Origin of the sequence: Micromonospora sp. NPDC047730, assembly GCF_043204765.1 — a bacterium.
Lineage (GTDB): Bacteria > Actinomycetota > Actinomycetes > Mycobacteriales > Micromonosporaceae > Micromonospora.
The window spans coordinates 25,144-41,967 of sequence record NZ_JBIDCU010000009.1; the positions used below are offsets into that span (position 1 = coordinate 25,144).

Genomic DNA, 16,824 nt, shown 5'->3' on the forward strand with positions numbered 1-16,824 from the left:
TTGGTGTGGGGTCGGCTGCGGGGTGGCGACCCGTCGACCCGCAGTCGGCAGGTCCGGGCGGGTCGGGTGACGTGGGCCCTGTCGAGCTGCCCCGTTTGTGGGACCGCCCGGACCCCACAGGGTGTCGCCGCCCGGCCCCTGTCGAGCGCAGATAGGCCAGCTTCTCCAGCTCCGCCTTCACCGCGGCCGGGCTCGACGACGTCGGCGCCACGCCCAGCCAGGCCAGCGGGGTCCGGCCGAGATAAGCGTCCGGGACCAGCAGCAGGTCCAGCTCGGCGTGCCGCCGGTCCGTGAGCAGATGCCGTACCCGCGACCAGGTCTCCGTCCGAGCCCGAGCCCGGGCCGCGGCCACCCGCCGCAGCAGCAGGATCACGCCCGGACGCATCACCCGCGACGACAGCAGGTACTCGCAGGGCTCCTGGATCGGCTGGCGCAACAGCCGTGCGGGCAGCGTAGCGCAGCCCGGGTGCTGTCCGGTACGCCGCGCGACACCCTGAACGTGGTCGACCGTGACACGCTGTCGCCCATCCAACGCCATCATTGGCAGCCGGTTACCAACCGCATACGCTCGAACACCATCAGTCGTGGTGCAGGCCGACATTCCGTGGGCCGCACCCGTCAACGCCCCCCCGACGGGGCTCGTAACACGGGAAGGTTCATGGCGATGATGCGATCGGCAGACAGGGCGCGACGGCGGTGGCGCGCGATCGGCGCAGCCCTCGGCGCGGCGACGGTGGGCATGGTGGGAGTGCTGGTCGCGCCGACCGGCGCACAGGCGGCCAGCGACCGGGTCGCGGTGGTCGACCAGCGGTACGGGGTCAGGATCTTCAGCGCCGGCGCCAGCCGGTGGACGGCTGGTTCGGCCCAGTGGTCGTGGAAGCGACCCGCCGGCAGCGGCTGGAAGAACCTCTCCGACGTCAAGTTCCGCAAGCAGGGCTCGCGGTACGTGGTCCTGGTGGCCGCGTCCGGCGGCCGGGCCGGGATCGTCGACTACGCCACCCGCAAGGTGCGGTACCAGGTCACGCCAGGCGGCAACCCGCACGCCATCGAACTGCTGCCCAACGGCGCTGTCGTGGTCGCCTCCTCCGATCCCGGCAAGCTCACCCTCTACGGCAAGGGCCGGACCAGCCCGGCCGCCACGAAGGCGTTCGCCAAGGCGCACGCCGTCTACTGGGACAGCGCCATCAAGCGCCTCTGGGCCGCCGGCGGCACCCGGCTGTGCAGCTACAAGGTGAGCGGCACGGCCATCGCTCCTAAACTCACCAACGCCGCCTGCCGGACGGTCACCGGAAACGTGCACGACCTGTCACCGGTCTACGGCACCTCCGCCAACCTGTGGATGAGCAACACCAGCCACGTTTACCGGTACGACATCAACCGCAACCGATTCCAGCGGGCACCCGGCTACATCGACACAAGCAAGATCAAGAGTGTCGGTAACCACTCCGGCGGGCTGGTCTTCACCACCAAGGTCGGCGGTGCGAACGGCGACGGCACCTACGGCAACGGCAACGTCTGGCTGTACCGGCTGAACGGTTCCTACGTCGGCAACCGCTACCTCTCCGGGGCGGCGATCTACAAGGCCCGGCCAGTGGTCTGGAGCTACCGGTAGCCACGCCCCGGGAGCCGGTGGCGGGTGCCCGCCGGGTCTCCTAGGCCTGCCGGCAGGCCCTTCGGGCAGGAGAGTGGTGGGGGCGCCCCCACGTGGTCCGGGTCGGGCCACTCCCGCCGGGGCACCGGACGCGCCGGTGGCCCACGGGTAGGTCCGCTACCGGGGCTGCACGTCGGGGTCGGCGCTCACCGCTTGCCGCCCGGCCGGTCGGTGCGGGCCTGGTCGGGCTGGGCTTGCAGACGCTCGGCGCGGGCCTCGGCGGCCTGGGCCTCGCCGTAGCTTCCGGACCAAGAACAACTCCAACCCTAGTCAGAGGCCCTGCGTGAACGCCTGGAGTTGTGATCGTCATCCCCTGCTTGAACAGCGCTGGAGTTGTTTTTGGTCCGGAAGCTACCGGCAGGCCATGACGCCGCTGGCCGGTACCCCGCACGGGGGTGCCGGCCAGCGGCGTCCTCGCCTCCGACCGTCAGTGGTCCCGCCTACGCCGTTGGGCGGGTGGGGCCGCGACCGGTGGTCATTCGTTGGTGAAGTTGCCGACCTGGCTGGCGGTGCTGGACTGGTCGCTGGTGGAGCCACCGGCGGGGGTGCTCATGCCGCCGGTGGTGGCGTCGCCCGTGGTCGTCGGGGCCACCTTGCCGCGGTGCCGCTCGGGCTGCCGGGCCAGCCGCCGGGCGCTGGCCGGGCCGGCGGTGCCGCCGGTCGTGGTGATCGCGCCCTGCCCCCGGGTGGGGCCCCCGTCGCGCAGCACGTCCGGGTCGACCGGGACGTGGGCCGGGTCGTCCGGGTCCTCGTCCTGGATGACCCGCTGCACGTCGGTGGGGGGTACGGTCACCTCGTCCAGGACGCCCTCGCCGTACACGCCGCCGGCGATCCGGTCCTCGGCCCGCCGGGCGGCGTCCTGTCGCATGTCGTCCTCACGCACGTCCATCACCTCACAGAAGTGTCGGTCCGGGTGCGTGCCCGGCGACCGCCCCGGCAAACCCGCGCCGCCGGGCCGGCGGCGTACCCCGTCCGTGGCGCGCCCGCGCGACCCCGGCGGACCAGATTTTCCCGGCCTCCGGCCGGTGTTACTGCCCCCGACGGGTCGGGTAGACGGCGGGTGCCCTCGCCATGAACGCGAACCGTGCCGTGGCCGAAACGCGGTAGCGGGGGGAGGGAATGCAGGTACGACTCATCGCATCCTGAGGAGGACAAGATGAGCACGCAGGCTGCATCCACCAGGCCGATGAACCGGCCGGTGCAGGAAGCGCCCAACCGGGCGATGCAGGACCGGGCCATGCAGGAGACGCCCACCCGCCCGATGCCCATGGTGCCCGACGGACGTCGGGAAGGCATGCAGGCACCCGGCACGGAGACCAAGCCGTCGCTGCGGACCACCGAGTTCTGGGTCTATATCGCGGCCGTGATCGGCGTGCTGGCCGCATCACAGCTGGTCGGGAAGAACTCGGCCGGGGTGGACATCTTCCGGGCCCCCAACGCGTGGTTCATGATCACGCTGCTGACACTCGGCTACCTGGGTAGCCGTGGTCTGGCCAAGGCCGGCAGCAACTGGCGCAGCGGTGAGGAGCGCAGGGCCCGGCACTGACCGGGTACGCGCGCCACAGCACGCGGTGGCCTCCGGGACTTCCGTCCCGGAGGCCACCGTCGTGTTGGTCCTACTCCTCGAAGCCGCCGAAGTCCTCGGCGAAGTCACCCTCGATCGCGTCCTCGATCATTTCTCCGGCGACCATGCCGCCGACGAGACCGAGCGCGGCGCCGGCGGCCACGCCGCCCATGCCGGGGCCCCGGCCGTGTCCGTGACCGTGCCCGCCGAAGCCCTGCGCGCGCAGGCTGCCGTAGCGCGAGGTGGTCTCCCGCAGCCAGCCGTCGACGACCTGGACCCAGTCCGTCCGGTCGGCGTCCGCGTACGACACCCGGTAGTGGCCGAAGGCGTCGTGCCCGGCGGTGAGGAACCCGCCGCGCTTGTCGCACTCCAGGATCACCTCGACGCCCTGCGGGCTGGTGACGAAGGTCAGCTCGACCTCGTTGATGGTCGACGCGTACTGGGGCGAGGCGAAGAACTCGATCTCCTGGTAGAACGGCAGCGTCTGCTGCGTGCCCCGGATGTGGCCGCGTTCCAGGTCGGCGTGCTTGAAGCGGAACCCGAGCTGCTGGAACGCCTCCAGGATCCGCTCGTGCACCGGCAGCGGGTGCACGTTGACCTGGTCCAGGTCGCCCTTGTCGACCGCCCGGGCGATCGCCAGCTCGGTACGCAGCCCCATCGTCATGCCGCGCAGCCGCTGGCCGTACACGTCGGTGATCGGGGTCTCCCACGGCACCGGGAGCTGGAACGGCAGGGAGAGCTGCTGCTTCGGGGCGAGCTGGAACGCGCCGCTGACCGGCAGCCGGTGGAACTCCATGATGCCGGCGTACTCGGTGTCGCCGCCCTCGATCTCGACCCGGGTGACCAGGCTGACGACGACCTGCTCGACGTTGGCCGGGGCGTCGCCGCCGACCAGGTTCACCTGGCCCTCCAGGGTCAGGCCGGGTCGGGTGTTCGGGTTGGTCAGGACGGTGTCGACGCTCGGCCCACCCACACCGAACGCGCTCAGCATCTTCTTGAAGACCATCGGAACTCCCGCAGGATCACGCCGCACTCCACCCTGGAGCGGGTCGTTGACTGGTCAAGACCCTATCCACCACCCCTGTGAAGTGCCTGTGAGGGCACACTCCGCCGCACCTCTTCATTCGCAGGAGCGGGCGGCGGCGAAATTTCTCGGAATTTCTTCGGCCGGGATGTCGAGGACCGGAGTGCCGGCTTCTACCTGTGGGTGAGAGCACCGATGATGGTGCGCAGTCGTGAGGAGCCAGACGTGAAGTACATGTTGCTCATGCAGTTCAGCGCCGCCGGCACGGACTTCCCCTCGATCGACACCTGGGCGCCGGAGGAGATCCGGGCGCACATCGGGTTCATGGCCGAGGTCAACGCCAAGCTGGTCGCCGACGGCGAACTGGTCGACGGCCAGGGGCTCGCCGCGCCCGACCAGGCGAAGATCGTCCGGGCGGGCTCCGACGGCGCGCCCGTGGTCACCGAGGGGCCGTTCGCCGAGACCAAGGAGTTTCTCGCCGGCTTCTGGATCGTGGACTGCGACAGCCCCGAGCGGGCCGTCGCGCTCGCCGCGCACATCTCCACCGCGCCCGGCCCCGGCGGCCGGCCGCTGAACATGCCGATCGAGGTGCGCCCGGTCATGTCGGCCCCGCCACTGGAGATGTGACGACTGGACGCCGCCGAACCATCCGCCGAGGACCTGCTGCGCGAGCTGGCGCCGCAGGTCCTCGGCGTGCTCAGCCGCCGCTTCGGCGACTTCGCCACCGCCGAGGACGCCGTGCAGGAGGCGCTGCTGGCGGCGGCGACCCAGTGGCCGGTCGAGGGGACGCCGGACAACCCCCGCGGCTGGCTGATCCAGGTCGCGTACCGCCGGATGGTCGAACTGGTCCGCGGCGAGACGGCCCGGCGGCGGCGCGAGGACCTCGTCGCCCGCCGCGAGCCGGACGACCGGCGCGCCGCGCCGCCACCGGACGAGGAGCTGACCGCCGACCGGGACGACACCCTGACCCTGCTCTTCCTCTGCTGCCATCCGGCGCTCTCGCCGGCCTCGGCGATCGCGCTGACCCTGCGCGCGGTCGGCGGGCTCAGCACGGCCGAGATCGCCCGCGCCTTCCTCGTGCCCGAGGCCACCATGGCGCAGCGGATCAGCCGCGCCAAGCAGCGCATCCGCGGCTCCGGCATCCCGTTCCGAATGCCCGAGCCGGCCGACCGGGAGGCCCGGCTGGCCGCGGTGCGGCACGTGCTCTACCTGATCTTCACCGAGGGGCACACCGCCAGCCTGGGCGCCGACCTGCGCCGGGTGGACCTGTCCGAGGAGGCGATCCGGCTGACCCGGGCGCTGCACGCGCTCCTGCCCGACGACAGCGAGGTGGCCGGCCTGCTCGCGCTGATGCTGCTCACCGACGCCCGCGCCGCCGCGCGGACCGGCCCGTCCGGCGAGTTGGTCTCCCTGGCCGACCAGGACCGCAGCCGGTGGGACGCGGCGGCGATCGCCGAGGGGGTCGCGCTGGTGACCCGGGCGCTGCCCCGCGGGCCGGTCGGGCCGTACCAGATCCAGGCGGCCATCGCCGCGCTGCACGACGAGGCACCCAGCACCGGGGAGACCGACTGGCCGCAGATCCTCGCCCTCTACGAGGTGCTGGAACGCTTCTCCGGCAACCCGGTCGTCGCCCTCAACCGCGCGGTGGCGACCGCCATGGTGCACGGCCCGGCGGCGGGCCTGGCGGCCCTCGACGCGCTGGACGCCGACCCCCGGCTCGCCGGGCACCATCGGCTGCCCGCCGCCCGCGGGCACCTGCGCGAGATGGCCGGCGACCGGGAGGGCGCGGTGGCCGCGTACCGGGCTGCGGCCGCCCTGACCACGAGCCTGCCCGAGCAGCGCTACCTGACCATGCGCGCCGCCCGCCTCGCCGCCGGACCGGAGGGTTGACCGGCGCCGCCGGGGGTATCCGTTGACGATCCGCCCGGGTCCGGCCGCCGAGCCGGGTGGGGAGACGGCTCGGAAGGAGAACGCCATGGTCACCGTCGGCTACACCCTGTTGTGCGAGCAGGCCGGCCCCAAGCACCTGGTCGACTACGCGGTGCGGGCGGAGGCGGCCGGCTTCGACCAGCTCGTCATCTCCGACCACTACTACCCGTGGCTGGATTCGCAGGGCCACTCCCCGTACGCCTGGTCCGTGCTCGGCGCGGTCGCGCACGCCACCAGCCGGGCGGAGCTGATGTCCTTCGTGACCTGCCCTATCCGCCGTTACCACCCGGCGGTCGTGGCGCAGAAGGCCAGCACCGTCGGGGTGCTCTCGGACGGCCGGTTCACCCTCGGCCTCGGCGCCGGCGAGAACCTCAACGAGCACGTGGTCGGCGGCTGGCCGCACGTGCAGCAGCGGCACGAGATGTTCGAGGAGGCGCTCCAGATCATCCGGCCCCTGCTCAACGGGGAGACGCTGACCTTCTCCGGCAACCACTACGACGTGCCCGACGCCTACGTGTGGGACCGGCCGGACCGCCCGGTGCCGATGGCGATCGCCGCCTCGGGCCGGCAGTCGGCCATCCTCGCCGCCGAATACGGCAACGGCATCGTCGCCACCGAGCCCGACCCGCACATCATCGAGATGTACGAGGACGCCGGCGGCGCCGGGCGGCCCCGCTACGGGCAGGTGGCCATCTGCTACGGCCCGGACGAGGCGGAGTGCCGCAAGATCGTGCACGACCAGTTCCGCTGGTTCGGAATGGGCTGGAAGGTCAACGCGGACCTGCCCGGGCCGGAGTCGTTCGCCGCCGCCACCCAGTTCGTCCGCGAGGAGGACGTGGCCGCGGGGATCTCCTGCGGGCCCGACGTGGACCGGCACGTCGAGGCGTTCAAGAAGTTCGTCGACGCGGGCTTCACCCACGTGGCGATCGTGCAGGTGGGCGGCGAGACGCAGCCCATGTTCCTCGACTGGGCGCAGGAGCAGTTGCTGCCGAGGCTGCGCGAGCTGTGAGGATCTCGCCGACCCGGCGGCCCCGGGTGACCCCGCCCGGCCGGTTCGGACCGGCCGAGCTGCGCCTCGCGCTGGCCGCGCCGCGCCCGGCCGCCGGCCTGACCAGCGAGTGGCGGCTGGTCGACGGGATCCGTACGCACACCCGCCGCACGGCCGGCCCGGGCACCGGCGCCACACCCGTCGTGCTGGTGCACGGGCTGGCGGTGTCCCACCGCTACCTGACCCCACTCGCCCTGGCGCTGGCCGACACCCACCCCGTGTACGCGCCGGACCTGCCCGGCTTCGGGCTCACCGAGCGCCCCGCCACGACGTACGACGTGGCCCGGCACGCCAACCACCTGGCCGCCTGGCTGGCCGCGTACCGGATGCCGCCGGTCTGCCTGGTCGGGCACTCGTTCGGCGCGGAGGTCGTCGCGGCGTTGGCCGCCCGCCAGCCCGACGCGGTCCGGGCCGTGGTGCTCGCCGGGCCGACCAGCGACCCGGCCGCCCGGTCCCGGCGGGGACAGTTCGGGCGGTGGCTGGTGGACACCCTGCGGGAGGCGCCGTTACAGGCGCCGATCCTGCTCCGGGACGTCGTGGACGCCCGTCCCTGGCGCGTCCACGCGACGCTGGCGCACTCGGTACGCAACGGCGTCGAGGCGGACCTGGTCGGGATCACCGCACCGACCCTGGTGGTCGCCGGCTCCCGGGACCCGGTGGTGCCGGCGTCCTGGCGGTCGCAGGTGGGCCGGCTGGTGCCGCACGCCCGCACGCTCACCGTGCCGGGCGCCGCGCACAACGTCGCGACCACCGCGCCGGCCCAGGTCGCCGACGCGATCCGTGCCCTGCTCGCCCCGTCCCTGACGAACAGGTGATCACATGCGCATCGGCAACACGGAGATCCGCCCCGCCGGCGGCGGCCTCGGCTGCCTCCTGATGATCCTCTTCTCGATCGTCGCCTCGATCGTCCTGACCGTCCTGCTCAACCTGGTCCTGTGACCCGCGTTCGCCCGCCCCCTGGTCAGCGGCGCAGGCCGAGGGCGGCCAGCACCTCGCGGGTCGCCTGGCGGACCGGGTCGACGACGCTGCCGCGCAGCCAACGGGCGACCGGCAACACCGTCGCCCGCCACGCGGCGGCGACCGCCCGGCCCACCGGACGCACGGCGTGCCGCCACAGCCAGCCCGCCGCGAGCACGAACGGCCGCAGGGTGAGCGCGTAGCACCACCACAGCAGCCGGCCGGCCGTCCGCCATGCCCACGCCGCCGCGTCGAGCAGCACCCGGCCGACGGCCAGCAGCCACCGGCCCAGCGCGGCGAGCCCGGCCGCCAGCAGGCGCCCGAGCGGGGCGAGGAGCCGGGCAAGCCAGCGCAGCGGCAGCCAGACCAGGTGGTACGCCAGCCAGGCCAGCGGCACCCACACCACCGTCCGGGCCAGCCAGGCCAGCCCGCGGGCGAGCCACACCAGCGGCACCCACACCACCGCCCGGACCAGCCAGGCCAGCCCACGGGCCAGCCACACCAGCGGCACCCACACCAGCGTCCGGACCAGCCAGGCGATGCCCCGGGCGAGCCACACCAGCGGCAGCCACAGCAGGTGACGCAGCAGCCAGCCGACCGGGCGCAGCAGCCAGCGGTCCAGGAACCGGCCGACCGGCGCGAGCAGCCAGCGGTGCAGCCACCCGCAGACGGCGGCGACCAGCTCCCAGACCAGCCGCACAGGCACGACCACGACCAGCGCGATCCCCCGGGCGACGGCCACGACCAGCGGCGCGGCTCCAGAAGTGGCGGATGGTCCGGTGGCGCGCGGAGCCGGGCCCGGCGAGTCGATCACCGGCACACGGTAACCAGCCCCGGCAAGCACCCGGCGGCGGGCACGTCGAGGCGGCCGGATGGCCGACGGGTCGGCCGGGTGACCGACCGGGTCGGTCAGGCCGGGTCGAGGGCCAGGTCCGCGACGAGCGGGTAGTGGTCGGAGGCGTACTCGGTGTCGCCGCCCCGGACCACCCGACAGTCCCGCACCCGGGCGGCCAGCGTCGGGGTGCCGAACAGGTAGTCCAGCCGCATGCCGGAGAACTCCGCGCCGCCGCCGTGCCGGGTCGGCGCGGTCAGCCCGGCGTCGGGCGTGCCGGCCGCCGCGTACAGGTCGACCAGGCCGGCGGCGAGCAGTCGGGCCACCGCCCGGGTGTCCACCGTCCGCCCGTCCCGACGCAGGTGACGGCGGCGGTACGCGGCGGGGAGCCGGGCGATCCGGTCGGTGTGGTCGGCGACGGGGTCGAGGGTGTTCAGGTCCCCGGCCAGCAGCCCCAGCTCCCCCGGCGCGCGGCGCAGCGCGGCGGCGGCCCAGCCCGCCTCGACCCGCCGCCGCAGGCCCGAGTACGGGTCGAGGTGGACGCTCAGCACGGTCAGCGGGCCGGCGTCGGTCGCCACGGTGACCCGCTGCGCGGCGTGGTGGAACGGCCGGCGCACCTGGGCGGCGGCGAGGGCGCGCAGCGGCGGCCGGAGCAGCACCGCCACCGGCTGGCCGAAGCAGGAACGGGCGAGGTGGGGCCGCATCCCCAACCGGCCCGCGAAGTCGCCGAGCACGTCGCCCGAGTCGAAGTCCCGCAGTTCCTGCAGGGCCAGCACGTCCGGCCGCTGCTCGGCGACGACCCGCGCCAACCGGTCCCGCCGGTCGGCGCCGCCCCGATCCCGGCCGCCGGTCCGGATGTTCCAGCTCATCACCCGCAGCATCGGTACCGTCAGTCCACCCGGGCGGCCTTGGCCAGCTCGTCGTCGAGGGTGTGCACGTCCTCGGACTCGAGGCTGGGCCGGTTGCCCTCGCGCAGGTCCTCGTTGGGGCGGACGACCCAGTAGAGCAGCCCGATCCATCCGATGGTGAGGATGATCGCGCCCATGACGTCGGTGGGGTGGTGCATCCCCCGGTACATCCGAGAGATCGCCACGGCGGCCGGCATCACCACCGCCAGCGCCACGAAGATCCACCGCCACCACCGGTCCGTACGCGGGACGACGATGATCGCGACGGCGACCCAGACGCAGAGCGTGGCGGCGATGTGGCCGGACGGGAACGACGAGGTCGGCATCGGGCCGTCGAGGTTGCCCACCGGCGGGCGCGGCCGGTCGACCGCGGCGGCGGAGGCGAGGAAGAGGCTCAGCTCGCCGAACATGGTCAGGGCGACGAACAGCACCGGCCGCCAGCGCCGCCACACGGCCAGCACGAGCGGGCAGAAGACCAGCGAGATGAGCAGGATGGCGTGCGTGTCGCCGGCCTTGCTCCACCACCAGCTCAGGTCGTCCCGGTCGGGGGTACGGTGCTCCGCGAACCACCTCGGCACGTCGGTGTCGAGAGTGGCGAAGAGGGTGCCGCCGGCGTGGTAGCTGACGAACATGCCGAAGCCGTAGAGCGCGCCGAGGACCAGCACCCACCCGACGACCAGCTCGAACACGGCCGCCCGGGGGTGCGGCAGCAGGTGCGCCTCGTCGGGGGCGGGGGCCACCTCGTGCGCGGCCTCCGGCTCCAGCCCCTCGGTCAGCGCCGGGACCGGCCGGCCCCGCTCCAACCGCCACAGCCGGAAGGCGTACGCGGTGACGCCGAGCCAGGCGGCGCCGAGCAGCCAGGCCCCGAGCACGTCGGAGACGAAGTGCACGCCCAGCGCGATCCGGGTCAGCCCGATCAGGAACACGACGGCGGCGACCAGGACGATCGCGGGCCTGCGCCAGCGGCGCGACATGGCCGGCAGGAAGACCAGCAGCAGCGCCCCGTACGCGACCATCGAGCCGAGCGCGTGCCCGCTGGGGAAGCTGTCCCCGGCGTAGCTGCCGATCGGCACCTCCACCTCGGGGCGCAGCCGGTCGACCAGCGTCTTGAGCGCCGGGTCGAGGATCAGCGCGCCGAGACCGGTGACGATCAGGAACACCGCGAGCCGGCCCTGCCGGCGGATCAGCAGGCCGACCACGGCGACCGACACCAGCCAGACGATGACCGCCCGACCGCCGAGGTCGGTGAGCGCGTTGAGCACGGTCACCAGCGGCCCGTGCGGGGCGACCAGGTCGTTGAGCCAGGCGGCCACGCCGTGGTCGACGTCGTACAGCGGGGTCCACCGGGTCCGGACCAGGACGAGGAGCACCCCGAAGCCGACCCCGGCGCCGAGCACGACCGCCAGGCCGGCGAGCGTCCGCTCGGTGAAGTGACCCAGGGGTCGACGCAACGCCTCTTTGACCGCGGCCACGGCAGCCTCCCTCTCGCTCCTGGCGTGCCGCAATACCCGATCGGCGCTGCGCGTACACCGGGGGTGTCCGGAACGGACTACAGGGAGGTCATGTCGCCGGTGTCGTGGAGCTGGTCGCGTTCGGCCTCGGGCTCCCAGAGGTCCGGCTGGGCGGGCTCGCGCACCCCGATCCGCAGCGCCTCCAGCTGGGCGGCGAAGGAGAGCCCGCCGAAGAGCGCCATGCCGGTCAGGTTCGCCCACAGCAGCAGCGCCATCATGCCGGTCAGCGCGCCGTAGGTCTGACCGAACCCGTCGCTGAACCGCACGTACGCGGCGAGCAGCAGGCTGGCCACCCACCACAGCGCGGTGGCGATCCCGGCGCCGAAGAAGAGCCAGGACAGGCCGGGCTGGTTGCGGCGAGGCGCGTGCCGGAAGAGCACCGCGACGGCCAGCACGGTCAGCCCGAGACTGAGCGGCCAGCGCACCACGTCCCAGACGCCGTTCGCGAGTTCGCCCCAGGCGTAGTGCCGCTGCACCGAGTCACCCATCGGGCCGCCGCCGACGAGGATCAGGAACCCGGTCAGCGCCGGTACGCCGGCGGTGAGGGCGAGGACGGCGGCGCGGACGTACTTCCACAGCGCCGGGCGGTCCCGTTCCACGCCGTAGATCCGGTTGGCCCCGCGCTCGATCTGCGCCATCGTGCTGGTCAGGGCGACCAGACCGGTGATCAGGCCGAGGCTGAGCGCCAGCTCGCCGGCGCGTTCGGTGCGGTCGCCCTCGCCGAGCAGCTCGGCCACCACCGGCTCGCTCGCCCCGGGGGTGAGTGCGAGCACCGTGTCGGCGACGACCTGGCCGCCCTCCTCCACGCCGAGTTCGCTGATCAGGCCGGTCAGCGCGATCATGAACGGCACCACGGCGAGGCACAGTTGCAGCGCGAACGCGCGGGAGTGGCTGAAGCCGTCGCCGTAGCGGAACCGGATGAAGGCGTCCCGCAGCAGGTGCCAGCCGCCCTGCCGGCGCAGCGTGTGCCAGGCGTCGTCGGCGTTGAGCTCCTCGTCGGGCATCAGCCGGGTCTCCGGCACGATCCTGGTGCTACTCACGGTGCGCCTCGTCGATGAGCTGCTCGCCCCGTTCTCCGGCCGCCTGCGCGTCCTCGGCCAGGTCGGGGGCCTGCTCGGGCTGCGGCACGCAGAGCCAGAGCGCCCGCCGCCGGATCTCGGCCTTCAGGGTGCGGCCCGGCTCGATGAGGTCGCCGTCGAGCTCCCGGGGCTGGGCCCGGTTGCTGGTGATCTCCACGCGCCGGCCCCGGAAGACCTCCATCCGGGGCACGCGGTCCTGCCGGCGTACGACGGCCCAGCCGAGCGCCAGCCAGTGCCGCAGCGTACGCGGGGTGAGCACGGCGACGTCGAGGTAGCCGTCGTCGGGCTCGGCGTCGGTGAGCAGGCGCACCCCGCCCTGGAGGCGCCCGACGTTGGCGATCAGCACGGAGCGGGCCCGCCGGCGGATCGGCTGTTGGTCGTCGATGCGGATGGACACCTTCATCGGTCGGTCGCGCAGGTGCTTGGCGGCCCCCACCACGTACGCCGGCCAGCCGATCCGCTTCTTGGTGGTCTCCGAGGTGGCGGCGAGCATCTGGGCGTCGAAGCCCATGCCGGCCATCACGGTGAAGTAGTGGTCCTCGACCGCGCCGACGTCGAGCAGCCGGCGACCGCGCTCGATGGCGACCTCCAGCCCGGCGGCCAGGTCCCCGGAGAGGCCCAGGTTGGCCGCGAGCAGGTTGCCGGTGCCCTGCGGGAGCACGGCGAGCGCGACGTCGGTGCCGACCAGGCCGCTGACGCAGGACATCACGGTGCCGTCGCCGCCGCAGGCGAAGACCACGTCCACGCCGGCCGCGACCGCCTTTTCGGTCTGGCCACGGCCCGGATCCTCGACCGTGGTCTCGAACCAGAGCGGCTCGGGCCAGCCGGCGGCGGCGAGGGCGTCGTGGACCGTCCGGTACAGCTCGTCGAGGTCGGCCACCTTCACGGGGTTGACCACCACGGCGGAGCGCAGGCCGCCGTGGTGGGCCGCGCGCCTGTCCTGTCGAGGATCCACGGCGCCAGTGTGCAGCAGATCCGGTGCGGCAGCGAGCCGGCGACGCGGTGACGTTACGCGCAGCGAGAACAGGTTTACGATCCCGCCCCGGGTCGCCGGCTCCGGGGGCTCAGGCCGCCGCCCGCAGCGCGGTCTCCACCCGCCGGCGCAGGTCGTCCAGGTCGGCCCCGGCCTCGGTGAGCACCAGCGCACCCAGCCCCCGCCCCTCGCGGAGCACCCCGAGCAGGATGTGCTCGGTGCCGATGTGGCGGTGGCGCAGCCGCAGCGCCTCCCGCAGCGACAGCTCCAACACCTTCTTGGCGGGGGAGGAGAAAGGCCCGCCCGCGTACCGTCGGCGGCCCCAGCGGCGGCGCGGCGCCGGCACCGCCTCGCGCAGCGCGCCCGGGCCGAACGAATCCTCGATCCGGGCCACGATCGCGGCCAGGTCGATGCCGATCTCCCGCAGGGCGGCGGCGTCGGCGTCGGCGAGGCCGGTGCCGCCCCGCTCGGTGTGCCGGCGGACGCGGGCCCGCAGGTCGTCGGCGCGGACGCCGGCCTCGGCGAGCACCCGCGCGGCGAGGCTGTCCCCGTCGGCGAGGAGGGCGAGCAGCAGGTGCTCGGTGCCGACCGGCCGTTGACCCTCGGCCCGGGCCTCGTCCCGGGCGACTCGCACGACGGTGCGGGCCCGGTCGGTGAACCGTTCGAACATCACGCCTCCCAGGAGGATCCGACCGCCGGTCGCCCGGCGTGCTTCTTGTGGACCGCCTGCCGGCTGACCTCGAGCTCGTCGGCGATCTCCTGCCAGGACCAGCCCTGTCGACGGGCGTTGTCCACCTGGACCACCTCGAGCCGTTCGAGCAGCCGGCGCAGCGCGCGGACGGCGCGCAGCCCGACCCGGGGGTCGGTGCTGCCGGCTGCCGCGGCGAGTTCCGTTGCCTGACTCATGCCGTCAACTTACGTTGACATCCATCCCCCTGTCAACCCATGTTGACACCCGAGTTCGGCTCGCCCGGTGCTACCGTCCGCCGGTGTCCAGCCTTCACCCGCCGGCCCGCCAAGGCTCCCGTGCCCGATGCCGAGGTCCCCGTGTCCGATGAGGTTCCCGCGCCCGCCGAGCCGCGCCACCATCCGCTCGGCGAGATCACGGTAGAAGCCGTCGGCGGCACCGTCGTCGGCAACCGCTATCCGGCCAACTTCGACGTGCTGCACGTCGACCCGGCCCTGCCGTTCGCGGCGGTGGCCGACGGGATGGGCGCCGGCGAGGGCAGCCGCCGGGCCGGCACCACGGCGATGGGCACCCTGGTCGCACAGGTCCGGGCCGCCTGGCCCGATGTCGGCCCCCGGCAGTTGCGCGCCGCCGTGGCCGGCGTCCAGTCGGCCGTACGCGCCGCCGGCGCGGGCCTGGCGGAGCTGACCGGCTGTACGCTGACCGCCCTGCTCGTCGAGCCCGACGGCGGCCAGGGCTGGCTCCTCCAGCTCGGCGACTCCCGCGCGTACCGGCTGCGCGACGGCCTGCTCGAGCTGATGACCGTCGACCACACGGCGGCCTGGCTGGGCGTGCTGCACGGCTGGTACCCGGCCGACTCCCCCGCCGCCGCCCGCGCCCGCTACCAGCTGACCCGCTACGCCGGGCACCCGGGCGAGCCGGAGGCGGACCTGCTCGCCGTGTCGCTGCGCCCCGGCGACGTGTGGCTGCTCTGCACCGACGGGGTCAGCGACCAGGTCGACTACCACCTGACCCGGGAGCTGCTGGCGGCGCCACGACCGGAGGAGGCGGTCCGGGACCTGCTGGGCGCCACCCTGGAGGCCGGCGGCGACGACAACGCCACCGCCGTGATCGTCCGGGTCCACGCCGCCACGCCCCACTGACGGTCGGAGGCGAGGACGCCGCTGGCCGGTACCCCGCACGGGGGTACCGGCCAGCGGCGTCATGCACCTGTCGTCAGCTGTTCCAGTGCTCGGCAACCAGGTCGGCGGCCTGCTGCTCCCACTGGGCGTAGTGGTCGGGGTACGCCGACACCTGCACGGTCTGCGCGGCCTCGGTCAGTGGCATGTCCTGCCACCCGTCGACCTGCTTCAGACCCTTCAGGAACGCCGTCGTCGAGTACTCCGGGTCGGTGATCTGCTCGACCGTGCCCCAACCGCTCGACGGGCGCTGCTGGAACAGACCCAGCGAGTCGTGGTCGTTGCGGTCACCCAGATGACCCAGGTTCTCCAGCTTCGACTCCTGCAACGCCGTCGCGATCGACACCACCGCGGCCCGCTCGTCCATCCCGGCCTTCTTCGTCGCCGCAATGATCGCCTTCACGTTACCCACCTGCTCGTCCGACAGGTCGATGCGCGACTGCGCACCCTGCACACCATGCGGAACCAGCTTCGCCCGGTCCACACCCGGCTTCTCAGCCTGCACCGCCACCGCCACAGGCTTACCCGACTCGACGACCGGGGCGGCATGAGCAGCAGCCGGACCAGCGAACACACCACCGGCAAAAGCCAGACCAGCAACACCAAGAACGCTCTTACGCAGGATCGTGTTCATCAGACGCTCCATTCGGGGGTTGGCACCACACGCCGAAGGGGGGGTCAGCGAGGGTGCAAGCACCGTCCGGCGCTCGCAGAAAATCGGGGGATCCGGCGTCACACGCCGGGAAGAATCAGACCGGCCATCTGGAGACCGGGAGCGGCCCGTGTCGCGGGGCGGGGGTCGCCCCTTCATCGGCCGGGACCATGTGTAACGACCGGCGGCCCACCAACATTCCGGGGCCCGGGGCCGGGGGCCTGCACGCCAGCCCGCCCGGGGCGGCGGGGTGGTCTTGCTCGGTCGTGCGCAGGGTGTAACGACCCCGGCCCGGCCACGATTCCGCCCGGAGGATGCCCCCGGTCACACCCCGAACCGGACCCACGGGACACTGCCACCCGGCCCCTGTCGAGCTGCCCTCACAGATGGGGCACAACGTGCCCCGGCAGGATGCCGCCCCCGGTCCCTGTCGAGCTGCCCTTACAGATGGGGCACAACGTGCCCCGGCAGGCAATCGAGCCTGGTGTGACGGGGGTGGTCCCACAGACGGGGCAGCTCGACAGCACGCCCCCGACCACCCGCCTTTCGGGGCGAACGGTCCCACAGACGGGGCAGCTCGACAGCGCCCACCGCACCCACCCACCGGCCCGGTCAAGAGCGGGCCGACGGGCCGTGACCTCGCGGTCGACACCTCGCCAACGCATCGCCCGTCGCCTCCCGACGGGCGTCCCGACGGGCCTCCCCGACGGCCATTGCCGGATGACGGACAGCCAGGCACGGACGGCGCGCGACCACCGACGGGGTGTGGCCCGCCGTGCCCGGCGCAGGGATCAAGCCTGACCGCCCGGAGCCGGGCACGGCGGGCCACA

The 16,824-nt window shown here is 73.6% G+C and carries 17 protein-coding genes and 1 pseudogene; 7 read left to right on the top strand and 11 right to left on the bottom strand.

The window, feature by feature from the left end; all coding sequences use genetic code 11:
- Positions 1–145 precede the first annotated feature (145 nt).
- Positions 146–412 (bottom strand): annotated as a pseudogene (locus ACGF5G_RS21125) (hypothetical protein); the annotation flags it as partial.
- A 252-nt stretch (positions 413–664) separates the two neighbouring features.
- Here ACGF5G_RS21125 and ACGF5G_RS21130 point away from each other — a divergent pair.
- Complete coding sequence (locus ACGF5G_RS21130) at positions 665–1,612, top strand: DUF6528 family protein (RefSeq protein WP_393265110.1); 948 nt, start codon at positions 665–667, stop codon at positions 1,610–1,612.
- Between the two features lie 514 nt (positions 1,613–2,126).
- Here the strand turns inward: ACGF5G_RS21130 and ACGF5G_RS21135 are convergent.
- A complete protein-coding gene (locus ACGF5G_RS21135) occupies positions 2,127–2,534 on the bottom strand; it encodes a hypothetical protein (protein WP_357704394.1) in 408 nt (135 codons plus the stop codon).
- A gap of 273 nt (positions 2,535–2,807) precedes the next feature.
- Here ACGF5G_RS21135 and ACGF5G_RS21140 point away from each other — a divergent pair, with 273 nt between their 5' ends.
- Positions 2,808–3,197, top strand: coding sequence for a hypothetical protein (locus ACGF5G_RS21140; protein ID WP_393265112.1), 390 nt, complete (start codon positions 2,808–2,810; stop codon positions 3,195–3,197).
- A gap of 70 nt (positions 3,198–3,267) precedes the next feature.
- Here ACGF5G_RS21140 and ACGF5G_RS21145 read toward each other — a convergent pair whose 3' ends face one another.
- Entirely contained in the window at positions 3,268–4,221 is a 954-nt protein-coding gene (locus ACGF5G_RS21145; RefSeq protein WP_393265114.1) for a sporulation protein, read from the bottom strand.
- Between the two features lie 252 nt (positions 4,222–4,473).
- Here ACGF5G_RS21145 and ACGF5G_RS21150 point away from each other — a divergent pair, with 252 nt between their 5' ends.
- From ACGF5G_RS21150 to ACGF5G_RS21165, 4 genes are all read left to right on the top strand, one after another.
- A complete protein-coding gene (locus ACGF5G_RS21150) occupies positions 4,474–4,866 on the top strand; it encodes a YciI family protein (protein WP_357704416.1) in 393 nt (130 codons plus the stop codon).
- Positions 4,867–4,932: 66 nt separating this feature from the next.
- Positions 4,933–6,129: an RNA polymerase sigma factor gene (locus ACGF5G_RS21155; RefSeq protein ID WP_393265116.1), complete on the top strand. Its 1,197-nt coding sequence runs from the start codon at positions 4,933–4,935 to the stop codon at positions 6,127–6,129.
- A gap of 85 nt (positions 6,130–6,214) precedes the next feature.
- Positions 6,215–7,177, top strand: a complete 963-nt coding sequence (locus ACGF5G_RS21160; protein ID WP_393265119.1) for a TIGR03557 family F420-dependent LLM class oxidoreductase — start codon at positions 6,215–6,217, stop codon at positions 7,175–7,177.
- On the top strand, positions 7,174–8,031 hold the full coding sequence (locus tag ACGF5G_RS21165; protein ID WP_393265122.1) for an alpha/beta fold hydrolase: 858 nt from the start codon (positions 7,174–7,176) through the stop codon (positions 8,029–8,031). Before ACGF5G_RS21160 ends, ACGF5G_RS21165 begins: the two co-directional genes overlap by 4 nt.
- A 146-nt stretch (positions 8,032–8,177) precedes the next feature.
- On the opposite strand, the gene ACGF5G_RS21170 is transcribed toward ACGF5G_RS21165, so the two are convergent.
- The 7 genes from ACGF5G_RS21170 to ACGF5G_RS21200 form a co-directional block, all read right to left on the bottom strand.
- Positions 8,178–8,987 carry a hypothetical protein gene (locus ACGF5G_RS21170; RefSeq protein ID WP_393265125.1) on the bottom strand — a complete coding sequence of 270 codons (810 nt, stop codon included), beginning with the start codon at positions 8,985–8,987 and terminating at the stop codon, positions 8,178–8,180.
- A gap of 95 nt (positions 8,988–9,082) precedes the next feature.
- Positions 9,083–9,886, bottom strand: a complete 804-nt coding sequence (locus ACGF5G_RS21175; RefSeq protein ID WP_393265126.1) for an endonuclease/exonuclease/phosphatase family protein — start codon at positions 9,884–9,886, stop codon at positions 9,083–9,085.
- A gap of 8 nt (positions 9,887–9,894) precedes the next feature.
- Positions 9,895–11,385, bottom strand: coding sequence for a phosphatase PAP2 family protein (locus ACGF5G_RS21180; protein ID WP_393265129.1), 1,491 nt, complete (start codon positions 11,383–11,385; stop codon positions 9,895–9,897).
- Positions 11,386–11,462: 77 nt separating this feature from the next.
- Entirely contained in the window at positions 11,463–12,464 is a 1,002-nt protein-coding gene (locus ACGF5G_RS21185) for a YihY/virulence factor BrkB family protein (RefSeq protein ID WP_393265131.1), read from the bottom strand.
- Positions 12,457–13,458: a diacylglycerol/lipid kinase family protein gene (locus ACGF5G_RS21190; protein ID WP_393265134.1), complete on the bottom strand. Its 1,002-nt coding sequence runs from the start codon at positions 13,456–13,458 to the stop codon at positions 12,457–12,459. The genes ACGF5G_RS21185 and ACGF5G_RS21190 overlap by 8 nt, the downstream gene beginning before the upstream one ends.
- A 109-nt stretch (positions 13,459–13,567) precedes the next feature.
- Entirely contained in the window at positions 13,568–14,146 is a 579-nt protein-coding gene (locus tag ACGF5G_RS21195) for a Clp protease N-terminal domain-containing protein (protein ID WP_393265136.1), read from the bottom strand.
- Positions 14,146–14,382 carry an HTH domain-containing protein gene (locus ACGF5G_RS21200; RefSeq protein WP_089001290.1) on the bottom strand — a complete coding sequence of 79 codons (237 nt, stop codon included), beginning with the start codon at positions 14,380–14,382 and terminating at the stop codon, positions 14,146–14,148. The genes ACGF5G_RS21195 and ACGF5G_RS21200 overlap by 1 nt, the downstream gene beginning before the upstream one ends.
- 141 nt (positions 14,383–14,523) lie before the next feature.
- Between ACGF5G_RS21200 and ACGF5G_RS21205 the strand changes: the two genes are divergently transcribed.
- On the top strand, positions 14,524–15,306 hold the full coding sequence (locus ACGF5G_RS21205) for a PP2C family protein-serine/threonine phosphatase (protein ID WP_393265139.1): 783 nt from the start codon (positions 14,524–14,526) through the stop codon (positions 15,304–15,306).
- A gap of 73 nt (positions 15,307–15,379) precedes the next feature.
- On the opposite strand, the gene ACGF5G_RS21210 is transcribed toward ACGF5G_RS21205, so the two are convergent.
- A complete protein-coding gene (locus ACGF5G_RS21210) occupies positions 15,380–15,976 on the bottom strand; it encodes a hypothetical protein (RefSeq protein WP_393265142.1) in 597 nt (198 codons plus the stop codon).
- Positions 15,977–16,824: the final 848 nt, after the last annotated feature.